This is a genomic window from Streptomyces sp. NPDC090045 (assembly GCF_044747975.1).
Lineage (GTDB): Bacteria > Actinomycetota > Actinomycetes > Streptomycetales > Streptomycetaceae > Streptomyces.
Genome location: NZ_JBIVFA010000018.1, coordinates 23,259 through 43,165, shown reverse-complemented (window position 1 = coordinate 43,165; position 19,907 = coordinate 23,259). Strand labels below are relative to the sequence as shown.

Annotated in this window: 18 protein-coding genes and 1 pseudogene; 3 read left to right on the top strand and 16 right to left on the bottom strand. The window is 72.9% G+C overall.

Going from position 1 to position 19,907, the window contains the following annotated elements; genetic code table 11:
• Positions 1 to 72: 72 nt before the first annotated feature.
• Both ACIPYQ_RS35000 and ACIPYQ_RS34995 read right to left on the bottom strand, forming a co-directional pair.
• Positions 73 to 1,161 (bottom strand): prephenate dehydrogenase, encoded by a 1,089-nt coding sequence (locus ACIPYQ_RS35000; protein ID WP_401258174.1) that lies wholly within the window; start codon positions 1,159 to 1,161, stop codon positions 73 to 75.
• A 132-nt stretch (positions 1,162 to 1,293) separates the two neighbouring features.
• Positions 1,294 to 1,812 carry a YidB family protein gene (locus ACIPYQ_RS34995; RefSeq protein ID WP_401258173.1) on the bottom strand — a complete coding sequence of 173 codons (519 nt, stop codon included), beginning with the start codon at positions 1,810 to 1,812 and terminating at the stop codon, positions 1,294 to 1,296.
• 75 nt (positions 1,813 to 1,887) lie between these two features.
• Here ACIPYQ_RS34995 and ACIPYQ_RS34990 point away from each other — a divergent pair, with 75 nt between their 5' ends.
• The 3 genes from ACIPYQ_RS34990 to ACIPYQ_RS34980 all read left to right on the top strand — a co-directional run bounded on the left by ACIPYQ_RS34990 (position 1,888) and on the right by ACIPYQ_RS34980 (position 3,504).
• Positions 1,888 to 2,229, top strand: a complete 342-nt coding sequence (locus ACIPYQ_RS34990) for a DUF952 domain-containing protein (protein WP_401258171.1) — start codon at positions 1,888 to 1,890, stop codon at positions 2,227 to 2,229.
• An 83-nt stretch (positions 2,230 to 2,312) separates the two neighbouring features.
• Positions 2,313 to 2,795 carry a Rieske (2Fe-2S) protein gene (locus tag ACIPYQ_RS34985; protein ID WP_401258170.1) on the top strand — a complete coding sequence of 161 codons (483 nt, stop codon included), beginning with the start codon at positions 2,313 to 2,315 and terminating at the stop codon, positions 2,793 to 2,795.
• A gap of 28 nt (positions 2,796 to 2,823) precedes the next feature.
• Entirely contained in the window at positions 2,824 to 3,504 is a 681-nt protein-coding gene (locus tag ACIPYQ_RS34980) for a DNA polymerase beta superfamily protein (protein ID WP_361760315.1), read from the top strand.
• Here the strand turns inward: ACIPYQ_RS34980 and ACIPYQ_RS34975 are convergent.
• The 14 genes and pseudogenes from ACIPYQ_RS34975 to ACIPYQ_RS34910 all read right to left on the bottom strand — a co-directional run bounded on the left by ACIPYQ_RS34975 (position 3,493) and on the right by ACIPYQ_RS34910 (position 19,827).
• Entirely contained in the window at positions 3,493 to 4,251 is a 759-nt protein-coding gene (locus ACIPYQ_RS34975; protein ID WP_361760318.1) for a DNA polymerase beta superfamily protein, read from the bottom strand. The genes ACIPYQ_RS34980 and ACIPYQ_RS34975 overlap by 12 nt on opposite strands.
• A gap of 3 nt (positions 4,252 to 4,254) precedes the next feature.
• Complete coding sequence (locus ACIPYQ_RS34970; RefSeq protein ID WP_401258169.1) at positions 4,255 to 5,265, bottom strand: ADP-ribosylglycohydrolase family protein; 1,011 nt, start codon at positions 5,263 to 5,265, stop codon at positions 4,255 to 4,257.
• A complete protein-coding gene (locus ACIPYQ_RS34965) occupies positions 5,262 to 5,990 on the bottom strand; it encodes an NUDIX domain-containing protein (RefSeq protein WP_361760324.1) in 729 nt (242 codons plus the stop codon). Before ACIPYQ_RS34965 ends, ACIPYQ_RS34970 begins: the two co-directional genes overlap by 4 nt.
• Positions 5,987 to 7,066, bottom strand: coding sequence for an AAA family ATPase (locus ACIPYQ_RS34960; RefSeq protein WP_401258167.1), 1,080 nt, complete (start codon positions 7,064 to 7,066; stop codon positions 5,987 to 5,989). The genes ACIPYQ_RS34965 and ACIPYQ_RS34960 overlap by 4 nt, the downstream gene beginning before the upstream one ends.
• Complete coding sequence (pnuC, locus tag ACIPYQ_RS34955; protein ID WP_401258165.1) at positions 7,063 to 7,671, bottom strand: nicotinamide riboside transporter PnuC; 609 nt, start codon at positions 7,669 to 7,671, stop codon at positions 7,063 to 7,065. Before pnuC ends, ACIPYQ_RS34960 begins: the two co-directional genes overlap by 4 nt.
• Before the next feature lie 151 nt (positions 7,672 to 7,822).
• Positions 7,823 to 9,187: a pseudouridine synthase gene (locus tag ACIPYQ_RS34950; RefSeq protein WP_401258163.1), complete on the bottom strand. Its 1,365-nt coding sequence runs from the start codon at positions 9,185 to 9,187 to the stop codon at positions 7,823 to 7,825.
• On the bottom strand, positions 9,187 to 9,759 hold the full coding sequence (gene scpB / locus ACIPYQ_RS34945; protein WP_401258291.1) for an SMC-Scp complex subunit ScpB: 573 nt from the start codon (positions 9,757 to 9,759) through the stop codon (positions 9,187 to 9,189). The genes ACIPYQ_RS34950 and scpB overlap by 1 nt, the downstream gene beginning before the upstream one ends.
• A 59-nt stretch (positions 9,760 to 9,818) precedes the next feature.
• Positions 9,819 to 11,182, bottom strand: a pseudogene (locus tag ACIPYQ_RS34940) (segregation/condensation protein A).
• 491 nt (positions 11,183 to 11,673) lie between these two features.
• Entirely contained in the window at positions 11,674 to 12,213 is a 540-nt protein-coding gene (locus tag ACIPYQ_RS34935; protein WP_401258162.1) for a hypothetical protein, read from the bottom strand.
• On the bottom strand, positions 12,198 to 13,316 hold the full coding sequence (locus ACIPYQ_RS34930; protein ID WP_401258160.1) for a ParA family protein: 1,119 nt from the start codon (positions 13,314 to 13,316) through the stop codon (positions 12,198 to 12,200). The genes ACIPYQ_RS34935 and ACIPYQ_RS34930 overlap by 16 nt, the downstream gene beginning before the upstream one ends.
• Positions 13,317 to 13,684: 368 nt before the next feature.
• Positions 13,685 to 14,800, bottom strand: coding sequence for an alanine dehydrogenase (ald, locus tag ACIPYQ_RS34925; protein ID WP_361760342.1), 1,116 nt, complete (start codon positions 14,798 to 14,800; stop codon positions 13,685 to 13,687).
• Positions 14,801 to 14,952: 152 nt separating this feature from the next.
• On the bottom strand, positions 14,953 to 16,965 hold the full coding sequence (locus tag ACIPYQ_RS34920) for a tetratricopeptide repeat protein (RefSeq protein ID WP_401258290.1): 2,013 nt from the start codon (positions 16,963 to 16,965) through the stop codon (positions 14,953 to 14,955).
• Positions 16,966 to 17,447: 482 nt separating this feature from the next.
• Positions 17,448 to 18,098, bottom strand: coding sequence for an NUDIX domain-containing protein (locus ACIPYQ_RS34915; protein WP_401258159.1), 651 nt, complete (start codon positions 18,096 to 18,098; stop codon positions 17,448 to 17,450).
• Between the two features lie 76 nt (positions 18,099 to 18,174).
• Positions 18,175 to 19,827, bottom strand: coding sequence for a CTP synthase (locus ACIPYQ_RS34910; protein ID WP_361769218.1), 1,653 nt, complete (start codon positions 19,825 to 19,827; stop codon positions 18,175 to 18,177).
• Positions 19,828 to 19,907: the final 80 nt, after the last annotated feature.

The window sequence follows — 19,907 nt, the reverse complement described above, 5'->3', positions numbered from 1 at the left end:
GCCTTGTCCGGCCGGGGCACAGCCCCGGCCATGGCGCAGCACTTTCCAGGGCCCCGGCACCGCACCGCACCACTACTGCTGCCGCAGCGCCCAGCCCCGTTCGCGCAGCTCGGCCGTCAGGCCGGCCGCCGCCCGCGGCTCCACCATCAGCTGCACGAGACCCGCCTGCTGCCCCGTCGCGTGCTCGATCCGCACGTCCTCGATGTTGACCCCCGCCCGCCCCGCATCGGCGAAGATCCGCGCCAGCTCTCCGGGCTGGTCGCTGATGAGCACGGCCACCGTCTCGTAGACCGTGGGCGCCGCGCCGTGCTTGCCCGGCACCCGCACGCGGCCCGCGTTGCCGCGCCGCAGCACGTCCTCGATGCCCGCCGCGCCGCCCCGCCGCTTCTCCACGTCGGCCGACTGGAGGCCCCGCAGCGCCTCCACGGTCTCCTCCAGGTCGACCGCGATCCCGGCGAGGACGTCGGCCACCGGTCCCGGGTTGGCCGAGAGGATCTCGACCCACATCCGGGGGTCGGAGGCCGCGATCCGGGTCACGTCCCTTATGCCCTGCCCGCACAGCCGGACCGCCGTCTCGTCGGCCTCCTCCAGCCGGGCCGCGACCATGCTGGAGACCAGCTGCGGGGTGTGCGAGACGAGCGCCACCGCCCGGTCGTGCGCGTCCGCGTCCATCACGACGGGGACGGCCCGGCACAGGGCCACCAGCTCCAGCGCGAGGTTCAGCACCTCGTGTTCGGTGTCCCGGGTCGGGGTCAGCACCCATGGGCGGCCCTCGAAGAGGTCCGCGGTGGCGGCGAGCGGTCCCGACTGCTCCTTGCCCGCCATCGGGTGCGTCCCGATGTACGCGGTGACGTCGACGCCGAGCGCCGCCAGCTCCCGCCGCGGCCCGCCCTTGACGCTGGCCACGTCCACGTACGCCCGCGCCGCCTTGCGGCCGATCAGGTCGGCCAGGGTCGCCGCCACGTGGGCCGGCGGTACGGCGACGATCGCGAGGTCGACCGGGCCCTGGGGGGCCTCGTCGGTGCCGGCCCCGAGGGCGGCCGCCGTGCGGGCCCGGTCCGGGTCGTGGTCGGCGAGGTGCACGGTGATCCCGCGCGCCGCCAGGGCGAGCGCCGCGGAGGTGCCGATCAGTCCGGTTCCGATGACGACGGCGGTTCTCACGGGCGCTCCAGGGTTGCGTACGGCACGGTGACGGGACTGCCTGGCCAGGGTAGCCAGAGCGGACGCACGAGGGCCCGGCGGTCCGTCCGGTGGGACGGTGGCCGGGCCCTGACGGGCTGTCGTCCGCGGCGGTCAGATCGCCTGGGCCCTGATGATGTCCTCCAGCGAGCCGGACGGGACCTGTCCCTGCGGGGTCAGCTTGTCGACCGCTTGCGGCAGGACCTGCGCGATCTCGTCGGCGGCCTGCTCCGGGGAGATGCCGGCCTGCTCCGCGGCCTGCTGCAGGGCTCCGTCCGGCAGCGCCTCCTTGATCTGGTCGGCGCTGACGGGCTGGTTCTCGCCGGTGCCGATCCAGGACTGCGCCTGGTCGGCGAGGCCCGACTTGGTCAGCATGTCCAGCAGGCCGCCGAGCGGATTGTTCGCGGGGTTGCCGCCGGCCGCCTGGCCGCCGCCCGCGCCACCGGCGCCGCCGCCCATGAGCGCGCCGAGCAGCGAGCCGAGGATGTTCGCCCCGCCGCCGCTCCCGCCTTGGCCGCCGCCGCTCCCGAGGAGGCCGCCGAGAAGAGAGCCGAGGTCGTTACCCGCCATGGTCCTGCCTTTCGAAGAGGGACCGGGCCGCGCCGACGAGCGCCGTACCCGGCTTCGAGACACGGACAATGTCACCCATCTCGCCTCATGCCGCCACTGGATGCGCGGGGCCCCGGCCGCTGCGGTAGAACGATCGGCATGATCTTCCACATCGTCCCGCTCGCCGACTGGGCCGCCGCGCCCGGGCTCCCGTTCGCCCCGCCCTCGCTGGAGTCGGAGGGTTTCGTGCACTGTTCGGCCGATCGCCCCACGGCGCTCTCGATCGCCGACGCGCACTACCGCGAGGTGCCGGGTACGTTGCTCGCGGTGGAGCTCGACGAGGACGCCCTGACCGCGGAGGTCCGCCGGGAGGGTGAATCGGGCGTCCGCTACCCACATGTTCACGGCCCGCTGAACCGGGAGGCCGTGATCCACGTGTGGGAGGTCGTACGCACACCTGGCAGTCCTGCCTCACTGGCCCCGTGGGAACCGGGCCGGTGAAACGGCGCGGCACGCTTCACCTGAGGCTCGCCGCAGGCCAGGATGCTGCACGCCCTTCCCGGCCACAACGCGAGGAGAGACTCATGAGCGACCCCACGCACACCGCCCGGCGCACGGTACTGGCGGCGGGCGCGGCCGCCCTGGCCGGCGGTGCACTCACCGCCTGCGGCAGTGACGGTGAGAAGACCCCTGCCGCAGAGACGAACGGCTCGGCGTCCGCGCCCGCCGCCTCCGCGGCCGCCACCGCCGCCACCCCGGAATCCGGTTCGGCCGCCAAGGAGGTCCTCGCCAAGACGGCGGACGTGCCCAAGGGGGGTGGCACGGTCCTCAAGAAGGAGAAGCTCGTGATCACCCAGCCCACGGCCGGATCCTTCCGCTGCTTCACGGCGGTCTGCCCCCACCAGGGCTGCCTGGTGAACAAGGTGGCGGACGGCACCATCGACTGCCCCTGCCACGACAGCAAGTTCGCGATCGCCGATGGCGCGGTGACCAAGGGCCCGGCCACGAAGGGACTGGCGGAGAAGAAGATCAAGGTCGCGCCGGACGGCACTATCTCGCTCGCGTAGCGGCAGGTCAGGCGCCTACGCTCGCCGGATGGACGAGCTGACGCTGGTACGGGACCACACGGTCTACCGCTGCGTGATGGGGTCCCGGGCGTTCGGGCTGGCGACGGAGGCGAGCGACACCGACCGGCGCGGTGTCTACCTCGCCCCGACGCCGCTGTTCTGGCGGTTCGAGAAGCCCCCCACGCACGTGGAGGGCCCGCGGGACGAGGAGTTCTCCTGGGAGCTGGAGCGCTTCTGCGAACTCGCGCTGCGGGCCAACCCGAACATCCTTGAATGCCTGCACTCCCCCCTGGTGGACGAGCTCACGCCGGTGGGCGAGGAACTGCTCTCGCTGCGCGAGGCCTTCCTCTCCCGCCGGGCCCACACCAGTTTCAGCCGGTACGCGGCCTCCCAGCGCGGCAAACTCCTCGCCGACGTCCGCGTCCACGGCGCCCCGCGCTGGAAGCACGCCATGCACCTGCTGCGGCTGCTGCTGTCCTGCCGCGACCTGCTGCGCACGGGCCGCCTGACCATCGACGCCGGCCCGCACCGCGACCGCCTGCTCGCCGTCCGCCGCGGGGAGCTCACCTGGGACGAGGTCGACGCCTGGATGGCCCGCCTCCAGGAGGAGACGGAGACCGCCCTGGCCACCACTCCCCTGCCCGCGGAGCCGGACCACGCCCGGGTCGAGGACTTCCTGGTCCGGGCCCGCCGCGCGTCAGTCGCGTAGCACCCGGCGCCGTACGACGAACGCGTCGAGGGCGTCGTACGCCGTCCCGTGCTCGGGCAGCGCGGAGGCGGACTGCGCCGCGTCCAGCACCGCGTGCAGCGCCTCGAAGTCCGCGCGGACCCCGTCGACGGCCGGGCCCTCGTAGCCCCCGTGCTCGGCGGCGACCTTCGCCTCGATCAGGGCGGCGAGGTACGGGGGCGCCTCGGGCACCTCGGCCAGCAGGGTCGGCAGGTGCGCCTGCACCGCGCCCGACCGCATCAGGTGGATGCCGGTGAGCAGCGCCCGGAACGCGTAGAGCAGCGGCTTGAGTTCGGCGGCCTTCCCGAAGAGCCGCCACTGCGTGTTGGCGAACCCCCGGTAGTGGTGGGCGTGGTGGGAGGTCAGCACGCCCGGGGCCAGCGCGATCAGCTCCTCGTGCGCCGGTGTCGTGTGGACCACGAGCGGGGAGAGCAGCTGCTCCAGGACGTAGCCGTTGCGGTTCAGCATCAGGCGGACGAACTTGCGCAGGTCGTGCGTGACGAGGTCCATCTCCACGTCGTCCCGGTCCCACATGCGGGTGCGGGTCTCCTCCGGTTCGCGCAGGCCGAGGAGGGCCTGCGCCGGCAGGAGGTGGGCGCCCCGCAGGTCGATGTCGGAGTCCCGGGACGGGAAGCCGTACAGGTGGGCACCCGACACCGTGGCGAAGAGCAGCGGATCGGGCTGCTCCGCCACGACGGGGGTCAGGTCGAGACTCAGTGCGTCCAGCATGGATCAAGCATCCCAGAGGGTTCCGAAGGCGAGGAGTTCGTCCCGGTACTCGATGCGGCCCTCCCAGTCCCGGGGCCAGACGTCGGCGCCGAGGTGGGCTCCGGCAAAGGCGCCGGCGAGGCAGGCGATGGAGTCCGAGTCGCCCCGCGTGCAGGCCGCGCGGCGCAGTGCCAGGAGGGGCTCGTCGGGGAAGAGGAGGAAGCACTGGAGGGCGGTGGCGAGGGCCTCCTCGGCGATCCAGCCGTCGCCGGTGGTCAGGCAGGGGTCGGTCTCCGGGGAGGGGGACCGCAGGGCGGCCGCCAGCCGGTCCAGGACCGCCAGGCACTCGTCCCAGCCGCGCGCGATGAAGGACTCCGGCGACGCGTCGGAGGGGGTCCGCATCCAGAGGTCGCCGAGCCAGCGCTCGTGGTAGCGGGTGCGGTTCTCCAGGGCGTACGAGCGCAGCCGTCCGACCAGGCCCGTCACCTCGGTGCCCGCGGCCAGCAGGTGCACCGCCCGCGCCGTCAGGTCGGAGGCGGCGAGCGCCGTCGGGTGGCCGTGGGTGAGGGCGGACTGGAGCTGGGCGGCGCCGGCCCGTTCCTCGTCCGTCCAGCCCGGCACCAGCCCGACCGGGACCACGCGCATGTTCGCGCCGCAGCCCTTGGAGCCGACCTGGCTGGCGTCCCGCCAGTCCCGTTCGGGCAGGTTCAGGAGGCTGCAGGCCTTGAGGCAGGTGTTGCCCGGCGCCCGGTTGTTCTCCGGGGAGTGGTACCAGTCGACGAACTCCTCGCGGACCGGGCGGGCCAGGCGCAGCGGGCCGATCGGGCCGCGCTCCGTGGCGGTGCGCATGCCGCGCGCGAGGGCGAGGGTCATCTGGGTGTCGTCCGTGACGATCGCCGGGCGGGGGAGCTCCATCTCCCGCCAGGGGCCCGTCTTGGCCAGGATCGAGGGCACGTCGTTGAACTCGGTCGGGAAGCCGAGGGCGTCGCCCAGGGCGAGGCCTATCAGGGCGCCCGTCGCGGCTCGCTTCGTCATCGGGTGGGTCCTTCCGGTCGGAGCAGAGGGGGATGGAGGGCGGTCGCCGGGCCGGGCCGGTAGAGGGCGGCCGGTTTGCCGCGGCCGCCGGTCAGCCGGGCGGCGCCCGGCACGGCCTCGACGAATCCGGGCGTCGTCAGGACCTTGCGGCGGAAGTTGGGGCGGTCGAGGGCGGTGTTCCAGACGGTCTCGTAGACGGACTGCAGCTCGCCGAGGGTGAACTCGGGCGGGCAGAAGCCGGTGGCCAGGCAGGTGTACTCCAGCTTCGAGCCGATCCGCTCGCGTGCGTCCGCCAGGATCACGGCGTGGTCGAAGGCGAGGCCGGAGACCTCCCCGACCGGCAGCCAGCGGGCGTGCGCCGCGTCCCCGCCGCCCTCCGCCGCCGGCTCGGGCAGGTCCGGGACGAGGGCCGTGAAGGCCACCGAGACCACCCGCATCCGCGGGTCCCTGTCCGGTTCGCTGTACGTGCGCAGCTGCTCCAGGTGGAGCGCCGCCACCACCCGCTCCGGCAGGCCGGTCTCCTCGGCCAGTTCGCGCCGGGCGGCGGTCTCGGCGGACTCCCGCGGCAGGACGAACCCCCCGGGCAGCGCCCAGGCCCCCGCGTACGGCTCCTGGCCGCGCCGGATCAGCAGCACGTGCAGGGCGGCGTCGCGCACGGTGAACACGGCCAGGTCGACCGTCACCGCGAACGGCTCGAAGGCGTGGGGGTCATAGCCGGCGGTCATCGGTTCTCCGGGAGTGGGTCGGTGAAGTGCCAGCCCTCGGCCAGCAGCTCGTCCACGGCCCGGGCGGCCGTTTCCAGCCGGGCCGCCCGGTCCCCGCGCACGACGAGGAAACGCCTCCCGGTGCGCTCCAGTTCCGCCCGGAACCGGCCGGTCATCCAGGGCCGCAGGTGCTCCCCGTCCCGCAGTCCGTCGTCCTCGAAGGGAACGTCGGCGTGGTCGGTCAGCAGGTACAGGTCCCGTCGGGTCAGGGCGGCGATGCGCTCGACCTCGGGGTTGCGGCCGCCCATGTACCGCTCGTGCCAGATCCCGGTCGCGAAGGAGTCGGTGTCGCAGAACAGCACCGGGGAGCCGAGCCGGGCGGCCCGCTCCTCGTCCGCGTCCTGGTGGCGCGCGATGACCGGGAACTCCTCCGAAGTGAAGGACACGTCCGCCCAGGACGCCGCCGGGTCGGCCGCGCGGGCCGCCGCCAGCTTCTCCTCGCTGTACCGGCGGCCGTACTCGGCGACCCAGCCGGTCTTGGCCCAGACGCCGCCGCGCCGCCGGTAGTGGTCCGCGAGGGCCTGCGAGAGCGTGGTGGTCCCGGTGGACTCCGCGCCGAGGACGACGACCCGCCGGGTCAGCGCGGCGCGCACGGCCGGCCCGAGGAACTCCCAGGAGCCGGCCGGGTCCTTGCGGACCGCCGTCCCGGACACCGGGAACAGCGTCCGCTCCCGGTCCACCAGGACCTCCTCGGCGCCGAATCGCCGGGCGAGCTCGCTCCCGTACTCCTCCGAGGTGAACACGGCGTCCACCCGCCCGGGGACCGCGCGGCGGAAGACCGCCATGTGCGCCTCCCAGATCTGCGGGTCGTGCAGGTCGACGGGGATGTCGTCCACCGCGCCGACGACCTCGGCCCCGGGGTGCGCCTCGCGCATCCAGGCGACCCGGTCGGCGAGCGGGACCGACTCCACCGAGGCCGCGCACACCAGCACGGTCAGCCGCTCGCACTGGTCCTGGGCGGTGCGCACGAGGTGGTGGTGCCCGGCGTGCGGCGGGTAGAACTTGCCGAGGACCAGGCCGTGCCCGTGGCGCCTCATGCCGTCGCCTCCGCCGCCGTACGGGCGTCCCGCGCGGGCAGGGTGCGCCGCCAGCCGAGGAGTCCGGCCACGCACAGGGCGAGGAAGCCCACGTAGAGCGCGGAGGTCAGGTAGAGCCCCTTGTGCGCGTAGAGCGGGATGTAGACGAGGTCGGCGGCGATCCACAGCCACCAGGACTCGACGAGCTTGCGGCACTGCCCGTAGGTGGCTGCGAGCGAGAGCCCGGTGGTCAGCGCGTCCCAGAACGGGACGGTGGAGTCGGTGGCCCGGCTCAGCAGCAGCGTGAGCCCGAGCACCGCCACCGCCCCCGCCGCGGCGAGCCCGGCCCATTCGGTGCGCGTGGTGCGGCGCACCGGCAGGGCCTCGGCGGATCCTGGTCCACCCCCGTGGGTCCAGGACCACCAGCCGTAGGCGGCGAGGGCGATGAAGACGATCTGCAGCCCGGCATCGGCGTAGAGGCCGGCCTGGGCGAAGAGCACGATGAAGAAGACGTTGTTGGCGATGCCGATCGGCCAGTTGGCGACGTGCTGCCGGGCGACCAGCCAGACGCACAGGGCGCCGGTGGCGAAACCGAGCACCTCGGTCCAGCTCATGGTCCAGCTCATGCCGACCCCCTCACTCCCTTTAATGGTCAGGTTGACTATAAACAGGTGTGGGGGTCCCCGACAAGCAGAAACCCGCGGCGCCCTGGGGCACCGCGGGTTTTCCGTGGCCGGGCCGGCCGCCTGTACGGCGACCGACCGGCCTGCGTACCGACTAGAGGCCGACCTCGCGCATCAGCATGCCGACCTCGGTGTTGGTCAGGCGGCGCAGCCAGCCGGACTTCTGGTCGCCCAGCTCGATCGGACCGAAGGAGGTCCGGACGAGCTTCTCGACCGGGAAGCCGGCCTCCGCCATCATGCGGCGGACGATGTGCTTGCGGCCCTCGTGGAGGGTGACCTCGACCAGGTAGTTCTTGCCGACCTGGTCGACGACGCGGAAGTGGTCGGCGCGGGCGTAGCCGTCCTCCAGCTCGATGCCGTCCTTGAGGCGCTTGCCGATCTCGCGCGGCAGCGGGCCGGTGATGGCGGCGACGTAGGTCTTCTTCACGCCGTACTTCGGGTGCGTGAGGCGGTGGGCCAGCTCACCGTGGTTGGTGAGCAGGATGATGCCCTCGGTCTCGGTGTCGAGCCGGCCGACGTGGAAGAGACGCGTCTCACGGTTGGTGACGTAGTCGCCCAGGCACTGGCGGCCGTCGGGGTCCTCCATGGTGGAGACGACACCGGCGGGCTTGTTCAGCGCGAAGAACAGGTACGACTGGGTGGCGACGGTCAGGCCGTCCACCTTGATCTCGTCCTTCGGCTGGACGCGCTTGCCCTGCTCCAGCACGATCTCGCCGTTGACCTCGACGCGGGCCTGCTCGATGAGCTCCTCGCAGGCGCGGCGCGAACCCATGCCGGCGCGGGCGAGCACCTTCTGCAGACGCTCGCCCTCCTCCTCGGCACCCGGGAAGGTCTTCGGGGTCTTGATCACGGGCTTGTCGGCGTACCGGTCGCGCACGCGCTCCTCGATGCGCGCGTCCAGCTCGCGCGGGCGGGACTGGCCGCTGCGGCTGCCCGGGCCGCTGCGCGGGCCGCCGGCCCCGCCGATGCCGGGGGTCCGGGAGGTCTTGGGGCCGCCCTTGGCTCCACCGCGCGCGGCAGCGCCACGGGCACCGCCGCCGCCGGCCTTGGGGCCGCTGCGACCGCTGCGCTCGCCCTCGGGGCCCACGTCGTAGCGGCGCTCCTCGGGGCGCGGGTTGCGGATCCGCGGCGGCGGAGCCTGGTCGCGGTCGCGGGCGTCGGAGCCGCCGCCCTGGTAGCCGCCGCCGCCCTGGTAGCCGCCACCGCCCTGGTAGCCGCCGCCGGAGCTGCCGCCGCGGTAACCGCCGCCGCCTCCGGTGGAGCCTCCGCGGGACGAGCCGCCTCGGGAGCCGCCACCGCCGGAGGAGCCGCCGCGCGAGCCACCGCCGGAGGAGCCACCGCCGCGGTAGTTGCCGCCGCCGGAGGAGGAGCCGCCGCGGGGGTTACCGCCGCGTCCGCCACCACCGCCGCCGCCGCTGTTCCTGTTGCCGCCACCGTTGCCGTTGCCGCTGCTTCGCATCAAAGTTCCGTCGTCTTGTCGTCGTCTTCATCGGTATCCGGTGAGTCCGGATCGAACGACGGCACACCTTCTTGCGTCTCGGCTTCGATCGCGTCCGCCTCGGGGAGGAAGGGCGCGAGCTCCGGGAGCTCGTCCAGGCCTCGTAGGCCCATCCGCTCCAAAAAGTGGTTCGTCGTCCTGTACAGGATCGCACCTGTTTCGGGTTCCGTCCCCGCCTCCTCCACCAGACCGCGCTGGAGGAGGGTCCGCATGACCCCGTCGCAGTTGACTCCGCGCACCGCCGAGACCCGCGACCGGCTCACCGGCTGGCGGTACGCGACGACCGCCAGGGTCTCCAGCGCCGCCTGGGTGAGCCGGGCCTGCTGGCCGTCCAGTACGAAGCCCTCTACGGCCGGGGCGTACTCCGCCCGGCTGTAGAACCGCCAGCCGCCCGCGACCAGCCGCAGCTCGAATCCCCGGCGCGCGGCCGTGTACTCGTCGGCGAGCTCGCGCAGCGCGTGCGCGACCTCGCGCGGGGTCCGCTCCAGCACCTTCGCGAGGTGCGCCTCGGTCGCGGGCTCGTCCACGACCATGAGCACGGCTTCCAGGGCCGGCTTCAGCTCCAGCGCGGCCACCGCGCTCGCTTCGCTGCTCAATCCTTCGCCTCCACGATCTGGTCGAACTCGTCGGTCACCGTCGGCATGCCGTCGCCGTCCCCGCCGCTCCAGCGCACGGTGAGGGTCTGCAGGGCCTCCTCCTGGTCGAGGACCACGGCCTTCTCCCGGTAGAGCTCCAGGAGGGCCAGGAAGCGCGCGACGACGGTGAGGGTGTCGCCGGCGTCCTCGGTGAGCTCCTGGAAGGTGGCCTCCCCGCGCGCCTTCAGCATCCGCACCACGAGCCCGGCCTGCTCGCGCACGCTGACGAGGGGCGCGTGGATGTGGTCCACGTACACCTGGGGCTTCGCCTTCGGCTGCATGGCCTTGACGGCGAGCCGGGCGAACCCTTCGGCCCCGATGCTGATGACGACCTCGGGCAGCAGGTCCGCGTGGTGCGGCTCCAGCCCGACGGTCCTCGGGTACCGCCTCCCCTCGGCCTCGGCCCGCCGTTCGAAGATCTCGGCGATCTGCTTGTACGCGCGGTACTGCAGCAGGCGCGCGAAGAGCAGGTCCCGGGCTTCGAGGAGGGCGAGGTCCCCCTCGTCCTCGACCTCGGCGGCCGGCAGCAGCCGGGCGGCCTTCAGATCGAGGAGGGTGGCGGCGACGACGAGGAACTCGGTGGTCTGGTCGAGGTCCCAGTCCGGCCCCATGGCCCGGATGTGGGCCATGAACTCGTCGGTGACCCTGGACAGCGCCACCTCGGTGACGTCGAGCTTGTGCCGCGAAATCAGCTGAAGCAGCAGGTCAAAGGGCCCCTCAAAGTTCTCAAGCCGCAACGTAAACCGCCCATCGCCTCCGGCGGGGCCCGCAGTCACTCCACCCCGGTCCGAGCCGCCTGCGGCGGGGGCTACGGCACCCCCGGCCCCGCCCGCGCCGCCTACGACAGGGGCGGCAGCCTCCGCGGACACAGCCGGGCTGCCCGGAACAGCGGCGTCCCCGCCAGAGTCGCCTCCGGCGGAGGTCGATGTGTGCTCGGCCCCGGTCGGGCCGCCTGCGGCGGGAAGCGCGGTAGCAGGACCACCTCGGGCCGGGATGCCGGCCGACGACGCGTCGGCGTCGGCCTCCCCCGGCCCGAGGTGGTCCTGCTGCGGCTCTGCGGGGCCGTCCGAGGGCCGGGACGTCTTCCGGGGCTCCGGGCCGCCCCCCACCGCTGCGTGCCGCGCAGCGGGGACGTCAGGCTCGGCCCGGCCGATGGCGGTGGGGGCGGCCTCGGCCTGGGTGCTTGCGGCGGGGATGTCGGCTGGGAGGCCGTCCCCGGGGTGGTCCTGCTGGGGGCCTGTGGGGCCGTGCGGGGGGCCGGGGGGCTGCCGGGGCTCCGGGGCGCGCTCCGCCGTCGTGGGCCCCGTAGCGGGCGCCTCAGGGGCTTCGGGGTGGGCTCCCCCGTCGGCCGCGTCGTGGGTGCCGGGGCCGCGGCCCAGCAGTCGCCGGGGCGGTCGGCCGGATTCGGCGGGGAAGGGCATCGCGGTCCAGGTGGTGCGCAGGGGCAGCGGCGGCGGGCTGGGTGACCGCCACGAGCAGCCTAGTGCTGCGGCCGGGAAGTCCCGCCGGGGCGCGGCGTCCGGTGCGGCGCATCGCACCGCGGAGGGCGTCAGGACTTCCCCGTCCTGGAACGCCGCCGGCGCTGTGACTGGAAGGTCCCGCCGGGGCAGGGTGTCCAACGCGGCGCATCGCACCGTGGAGGGCCGCAGCGCTTCGGCGTCGGGGAGAGCGGCCGGTGCTCGGGATGGAAGGTCCCGCGCGGTGCGGCGGGGCTCACGGTGAAGGGCCGGGGCCCGTACGGGGCTACTGTGCCGGCCGGCCGCGCGGCGGGGTGCCGGGCCTCGCCGTCCGGCCGCGCGGCCCGGAGGCCGGTTAGCGGCCGCGGAGGCGGCGGACCAGGATGCTGGCGTCGCCGCGGGACTCGAGATCGGCGAGGACCACCGCCACCGCCTCGCGGACGATGCGGCCCCGGTCGACGGCGAGCCCGTGCTCCCCGCGCAGCACCAGCCGCGCGTGCTCCAGGTCCATGAGCTCCTCCGCGGAGACGTAGACCGTGATCTTCTCGTCGTGCCGTTCGCGGCCGCTGGGCCGCCGGTTCGCGCCGCGGCCCTGGCCCTTGCCCCGGCGGGTCGCACCGGTCGGGGGGGTGACCGCCCCGCCGGCCGGGCCGGCGGGGCTGACAGAACCTTCCTGCGGTCGCCGCGGCTGCCCCACGACGGGCCCGCCGGACGCCGTACCGGCCTCAGCCTCCCGGCTGCGGCCCTCCCCCGCCGTGCCCTCGGCCGAACTGGCCGAGTGTTCGGCGACGGGCGCCTCCTCGGCCCCGCGCCGCGGCGAGGACGACTGGAGCGCCATCCCCCCGGTCGTACGGAACAGTTCGTCGGCTCCGGGCAGACTCACTCGGCGTGACACCGGGCGAGCACCTCCCTGGCCAGCTGGCGGTAGGCGGCGGCGCCGACGGAGTTGGAGGCGTACGTCGTGATCGGCTCACCGGCGACCGTGGTCTCCGGGAAGCGCACCGTACGGCCGATGACCGTGTGGTAGACGTGGTCGTCGAAGGCCTCGACGACGCGCGCCAGCACCTCACGGCTGTGCACCGTACGTGAGTCGTACATCGTGGCGAGGATGCCGTCGAGCTCCAGCTCGGGGTTGAGCCGCTCCTGCACCTTCTCGATGGTCTCGGTCAGCAGCGCCACGCCGCGCAGCGCGAAGAACTCGCACTCCAGCGGGACGATGACCTTGTGAGCCGCCGTCAGGGCGTTCACGGTCAGCAGACCGAGCGAGGGCTGACAGTCGATCACGATGTAGTCGTAGTCGGCCAGCAGGGGCTTCAGGGCCCGCTGCAGGGTGGACTCGCGCGCGACCTCGCTGACCAACTGCACTTCCGCAGCGGACAGGTCGATGTTGCTCGGCAGCAGGTCCATGTTGGGGACCGCCGTCTTGAGCAGCACCTCGTCGGCCGACATGCCCCGCTCCATGAGCAGGTTGTAGACCGTCAGGTCGAGCTCCATCGGGTTCACGCCGAGACCCACGGACAGTGCGCCCTGCGGGTCGAAGTCGACGAGCAGCACGCGGCGCCCGTACTCGGCGAGCGCGGCACCCAGGTTGATGGTCGACGTGGTCTTGCCCACGCCGCCCTTCTGGTTGCACATCGCGATGATCTTCGCCGGACCGTGGTCGGTCAGCGGACCCGGGATCGGGAAGTACGGGAGCGGGCGTCCGGTCGGGCCGATCCGCTCACGACGCTGGCGGGCAGCGTCGGGGGCGAGGGTGGCCGCGTACTCGGGGTCCGGTTCGTACTCCGCGTCGGGGTCGTAGAAGTGCCCTTCGGGCACATTGTCGTAGTCGGCGAAACCAGTGGGCTTTGCGCCGCTCAGGTCGCCGGCCCTGGAGTTCACGTCTAGGCCGTCCATGCTCTTTTGGGGCGTCGTCATGTGCTGGTGGTTTGCGAAGGTGCGTACCGCGACGGAGCCGACGGCTTCGAGCCCGGTAGGGCCTTGGCCCCGCTCGGGCATCCCTGCTCGACCACCCCCAGGGGCAAATGTCGACTCATTCACAAGTCGTCTTACCTCCTCGGACGTGACCAGGACACTTATCGATAGGTCAGCGTGGCACCATGCCGACGGTTGGCGACTCTATGGCGTGTCACCACTCAGCGGCAACACAATCCGCCGGACCCGGCACGATGTGTCGGCAACCGAACACCACTCTGTCAAGGGCGTGCGAGCTGTCGCTGCGAAGTTTCGCGGGTGCGCGAAAGGGTTAAAGGGTTACGTTCGAGGCGAGTTGAGCGGGGTCTCGGAGCACGCCGCAAACGCGTCCGGCCGGACCTTGCGGGCAAGGTCCGGCCGGATACGTGAGATTGACGTCAGTCGTTGACGCGTCAGCCGAGCAGCGTGCTCAGCTCGAGGGTGTCGAGGCCGTGGGCCTCGGCAACGGGACCGTAAACGACCTGACCGTCATGGGTGTTGAGGCCCAGCGCGAGCGCGGGGTCACGACGCAGCGCCTCGACCCAGCCGAGGTTCGCGAGCTGCACGATGTAGGGCAGCGTGGCGTTCGTCAGCGCGTAGGTGGAGGTGTTCGGCACCGCGCCCGGCATGTTGGCGACGCAGTAGAAGACCGAGTTGTGGACCTGGAAGGTCGGCTCGGCGTGAGTGGTCGGACGGGAGTCCTCGAAGCAGCCGCCCTGGTCGATCGCAATGTCGACAAGTACACTTCCGGGCTTCATCTTGGCGACGAGCTCGTTGGTGACCAGCTTCGGCGCCTTCGCACCCGGGATCAGGACCGCGCCGATGACGAGGTCGGCCTCGACGACGGCCTTCTCGAGCTCGAAGGCGTTGGAGACGATCGTCTTGATCTTCGTGCCGAAGATCTTGTCGGCCTCGCGGAGCTTGTTGATGTCGCGGTCGAGCAGGGTCACGTGGAAGCCCATGCCGATGGCGATCTGCGCGGCGTTCCAGCCGGAGACGCCGCCGCCGATGACCACGCACTCGCCGGCGTGGGTGCCGGGGACACCGCCCGGGAGGACGCCGCGGCCGCCGGCCGAGCGCATCAGGTGGTAGGCGCCGACCTGCGGGGCCAGCCGGCCCGCGACCTCGGACATCGGGGCGAGCAGCGGGAGCGCGCGGTTCGCGAGCTCGACCGTCTCGTACGCGATGGCGGTGGTGCCGGACTCCAGCAGGGCGTCCGTGCACTCGCGGGAGGCCGCCAGGTGCAGGTAGGTGAAGAGCGTCTGGTCCTTGCGGAGGCGGTGGTACTCCTCCGCGATCGGCTCCTTGACCTTCAGCAGCAGGTCGGCGGTGGCCCAGACCTCGTCGGCGGTGCCGAGGATCTCCGCACCGGCCGAGACGTACTCGGCGTCCGTGATCGAGGAGCCGACACCGGCGTTCTGCTCGATGAAGACCTGGTGGCCGTTGCGGACCAGCTCATGCACGCCGGCGGGCGTGATGGCGACCCGGAACTCGTTGTTCTTGACCTCGCGGGGGATGCCGACCTTCATCGTCGATCACGGTCCTTGGCTCAGGGGATTTTTCGGGGCACTTCCATACATACCCGCCCACAAGAACGCGCAACGGGATGCACCACGGGATGTCGTGGTGAAGCCAGTCTAATGAAGGACGACGCGCTGTCTAGCCTTGCAAACAAATAATCTCAGTCGATATCACTGCGGATTTCGCAGGCTGCGGGGTCGTCTCCCAGCAATCTGTCGGCTGCGGAGCGGTGCAGCCTCGCGGCCGCGGGGTCACCCAGCCGGTCGAGCGTGTCGGCCAGCCGGACCTGCAGCGCGGCCTGAAGCCGCTGGTCGCCGGCCTTGCGCGCGAGCTCCACCGCCTCGCGGCAGGTGTGCAGCGATTCCTCGGGCCGTCCGGCGTACTCCTGGACCCGCGCCATCTCGCTCAACGCCTTGGCCTGACCCGGCACATCGGCCAGTTTCCGGTAGCCCGCGGCGGCGGCCCGCCAGCTGCGCAGGGCGTCCCCGTACCGGCCCGCGTACGTGTGCACGTTCCCGAGCCGCCCGTACAGCCGGGCCTCGTCCGCGCGCTCCCCCCGCGCGAGGGCCTGGGAGAGCGCCCGGCCGAACCAGTCGGCGGCCCGGTGCCAGTCCGCCAGCTCCTGGTACGCGCCGCCTACGGATTCCATCGCGCGGCCGGTCGCGTAGGGATCGTTCGCCGCCCTTCCGGCGTCCAGCGCGGCCCGGTAGCGCTCCAGGGCCTCCTGGGTCCGGCCGGTCTCGGCGTCCAGGTCGGCCAGGTTCAGCAGCGCGGCGGCCTGCTCCCGGTGCAGGTTCCGGCGCTCGGCCACGTCCAGGACCAGCCGGTGCAGCCCGTACAGCTCGGGGGCGGCCCCGGCCGTGCCCCGGTGCTCCGCCAGGGCCCGTACGAGGGCCGCGACCAGCCGGCGGGCCAGGGTGTCCAGCTCCCCGTCGGCCACGGCCAGGGAGGCCGCCGCGTCGAGCGCGGGCAGCCGGGTGTCCAGCCAGGTGGCGGCGGCCCGCCGGTCCGGGAACCGCAGGGCGCGCGGCAGCCCGTCCAGCACCTCCCGCACGTCCTCCTCGTCGGTCGCGGCCATGGCCCGGCAGGAGTGCAGCAGCCGTACGGTGCGCTCCAGCATCCGGGCCCGGGCCAGCTGGACCTCGGCCGGCCGCTCCTTGGCCTCCAGCAGGGACTGCAGCAGGGGGGCGAGGCAGCCGGGCAGCAGGAAGAGCCCGTCGTGGGCCGGGTGGACGAGCCCCAGCCCGGCGAAATCGTCCAGCGTGGCCTGGGCCGCGGCCACGGAGCAGCCGGCGAGGGCGGAGGCGGTGTGCGAGTCGACGAGGCCGGCGGGGGCCAGCGGCAGCAGCCGCAGGGTCCGCTGGGCGGGCTGCGGCAGGGCCTCGTAGACGAGCCGGAAGCACCGGGCGAGGGGGCCGCCGGTACTGGCCGGCATCTCGTGCAGCTGCTTGGCCACGTCGGAGACGGAGGCCTTGGGGTGGGCGGCGAGCCATCCGCCGACGAGGCCGAGCGCGGCGGGCTGGCCCCCGCACTCCTCGGCGAGGGCGTCGGCGGCCCGGGGGTCGGCGGTGACCCGGGTGTCGCCGATGTGCTGGACGAGCAGCTCCACGGCGGAAGGCGTGTCGAGCCCGCCGAGGGTGCAGGGCCGCACGTCGGGGATCCCCGTGAGGGGCCCCTCGGCGGTGACCACGACGAGGCACTCGGGGGTGTCCGGGAGCAGGGCGTCGACCTGGTGCGGATCGGCGGCGTCGTCGACGAGGATGATCACCCGGCGGCCGTCGAGCGCGGTGCGCAGGGCGGAGCTCAGCTCGTCCTCGCCGGCGCCGGGCGGGGTGGGCCGTCCCAGCCCCTCCAGCAGGCCCCTGACGGCGCGCTCGGTGGCCACCGTGTCCCCGCCGGGGCGGGTGAGCCGGGTCCGGAGCACCCCGTCGGGGTACTCCTCGGCGACCTCGCGGACGAACTCCTCGGCGAGGGCCGTCCGGCCGGAGCCGGGCCGCCCGGCGACGAGCAGCACCCTGGCCCGGGGCGCCTTGGCCTTCCGGCCGGAGAGGGTGTCGAGCCCGGTCCGCGCGATGTCCTCGCGCAGCTCCTTGAGCTCACGCCGCCGCCCGACGAAATCCGTCACGGATCCGCTCCTCTCCCTGCCTTCGGATGGCGAGCGTAGTTCACGCAGAGCGACGACCCGTGTGGAGCGCGGCGGGCAAATCCCCCAATCGGATCAGCGGATGGTCTCATTTTTCGACGCAGCGCTCGCACGCCTCGGCCCCGGGGCGCCTCACCGGCTTCCCGCCGCTGCGCGAAGCCGTCCCCTACCCGCCCTTCCCCCGTTCCCCGGGCGCCGCCCGGACCCGCGCCTCAAACGCCGGCGAGGCTGAAGACCTGAGGCTCGAGCCCCGAACCCCGCGCCTCCATCGCCGGCTGAGCTCACATCACGGCGCTCCGCGCCCGCGCCTCAAACGCCGGCGGGGCTGGAAAATCCAGCCCCGCCGGCGTTTGAGGCGATCTTTCACCCCGTCCGGCGTTTGAGGACTGGGGGTCCCCCCGGACGGAGTCTGGGGGAGGGTTCGGGGCGGAGCCCCGGTCTTTCAGCCTCGCCGGCGATTGAGGCGCGGGGCTCGGGGGCGGCGCCCCCGCGGCGGCGTCGCAGGGTGCGGGCTATGCCTCGTACGGGCGGGCCCGCCACGGGGCCAGGGCGGGGCGCAGCGCGTCCAGCCCCTCCCCCGCCAGCGCAGCGGAAACGGCCAGGACCCCCGTCACCAGCCCCGGGTTGCCCAGCTCACCGGCGAGGACCCCCCGCACCAGGTCCCCGAGAGGAACCCGCGCGAGTTCCATGTCCGCCTCCTCGTCGGAGACCGCGTACCGCGCCCCCTCCGCGTCCGCGAGGTCCCGCGCCAGGAAGACCCGTACCGCCTCGTCCGACCCTCCCGGGGAGGTGAAGAAGTCGGCCAGGACGCGCCAGTCCTCCGCCTTGACGTGCGCCTCCTCGTACAGCTCCCGCTGGGCCGCGTGCAGCGGGTTCTCCCCCGCCACGTCCAGGAGCCCGGCCGGCAGCTCCCACAGCCGGTGCCGCACCGGGTGGCGGAACTGCCGCAGGACCAGGACCCGCTGCTGCTCGTCGAGGGCGAGCACGCACACCGAGCCCGGGTGCACCTGGTAGTCGCGGCGCACCACCGAACGGTCGGGCATCCGGACCTGGTCCGACTTGACGGACGTCTTCGCGCCCTCGAACGGGGTGCGCGAGGCGACGACCTCCCACGACTCCGGTGTGTCCACGATGTCGTTGCCGATGTCGTTGCCCATGGCCATGGCCGATACCTTCCCGAGAACGCGACAGCCGGGGCACGATCCGTGCCCCGGCTGCCTACGTTATGCGGTCAGGCCCTCACTTCGCGGACTGCTGCCGCTCCACGGCCGCCTTGACCAGGCCCGCGAACAGCGGGTGCGGGCGCGTGGGGCGCGAGCGCAGCTCCGGGTGGGCCTGGGTGGCCACCAGGTAGGGGTGCACCTCGCGCGGGTACTCGACGTACTCGACGAGCTTGTTGTCCGGGGAGGTGCCGGAGAAGACCAGGCCGGCCTTCTTCTCCAGCTCGCCGCGGTAGGAGTTGTTGACCTCGTAGCGGTGCCGGTGGCGCTCGTCCACGTACGCCTGGTCGCCGTAGACCTCACGGACGATCGAGCCCTCGGCGAGCTTCGCCGGGTACATGCCCAGACGCATGGTGCCGCCCAGGTCGCCCGCGCCCTCGACGAAGGCCAGCTGCTCCTCCATGGTCGAGATGACCGGGTGCGGGGTGGAGGCGTCGAACTCGGTGGAGTTGGCGTCCTCGATGCCCGCGAGGTTGCGCGCGGCCTCGATGACCACGCACTGCAGGCCCAGGCAGAGGCCGAGCAGCGGGATCTTGTTCTCGCGGGCGAAGGTGATCGCGCCGACCTTGCCGTTGACACCGCGGTCGCCGAAGCCGCCGGGCACGCAGATCGCGTCCACGTCGGCCAGCTGCGCGGCGGCACCGGCCGGGGTCTTGCACTCGTCGGAGGTGACCCACTTGATCTGGACCCGGGCCTTGTTGGCGAAACCGCCGGCGCGCAGCGCCTCGGTCACCGACAGGTAGGCGTCGGGCAGGTCGATGTACTTGCCGACGAGCGCGACCTTGACCTCGTGGTCGGGGTTGTGGACGCGGTCCAGCAGGTCCTCCCACACCGTCCAGTCGACGTCGCGGAAGGGCAGGTCGAGCTTGCGCACGACGTACGCGTCCAGGCCCTCGGTGTGCAGCACCTTCGGGATGTCGTAGATGGACTTGGCGTCGATGGCCGCGACCACGGCCGCCTCGTCCACGTCGCACATCAGCGAGATCTTGCGCTTGATCGAGGTCGGGACCTCGCGGTCGGCGCGCAGCACGATCGCGTCGGGCTGGATGCCGATGTTGCGCAGGGCCGCGACCGAGTGCTGGGTCGGCTTGGTCTTGAGCTCGCCGGAGGGGCCGATGTAGGGAAGCAGCGAGATGTGCACGACGAAGACGTTGTCGCGGCCGACCTCGTGGCGGACCTGGCGGACGGTCTCCAGGAACGGCAGCGACTCGATGTCGCCGACGGTGCCGCCGACCTCGGTGATGACGACGTCGACGTCCTCGGTCGCCATGCGGCGGATGCGGTGCTTGATCTCGTTGGTGATGTGCGGGATGACCTGCACGGTGTCACCGAGGTACTCGCCGCGCCGCTCCTTGGCGATGACCTGCGAGTAGACCTGGCCGGTGGTGACGTTGGCCGAGCCGTCGAGGTCGACGTCGAGGAAGCGCTCGTAGTGGCCGATGTCCAGGTCGGTCTCGGCGCCGTCGTTGGTGACGAACACCTCGCCGTGCTGGAACGGGTTCATCGTGCCGGGGTCGACGTTCAGGTACGGGTCGAGCTTCTGCATCGTGACCCGAAGACCGCGCGCCTTCAGCAGCGCACCCAGGCTGGAGGCCGTCAGGCCCTTGCCGAGGGAGGAAGCGACACCCCCGGTGACGAAGATGTGCTTGGTCGTCATGGATTTGGGCGGCATCGCCAAGAGGGGGCTCCCGTGGTCGCGAGGTGAGGTGCGTCCGGCGCCGGCCACCGTCGATCCGGAAGGGTCTCAGGGGG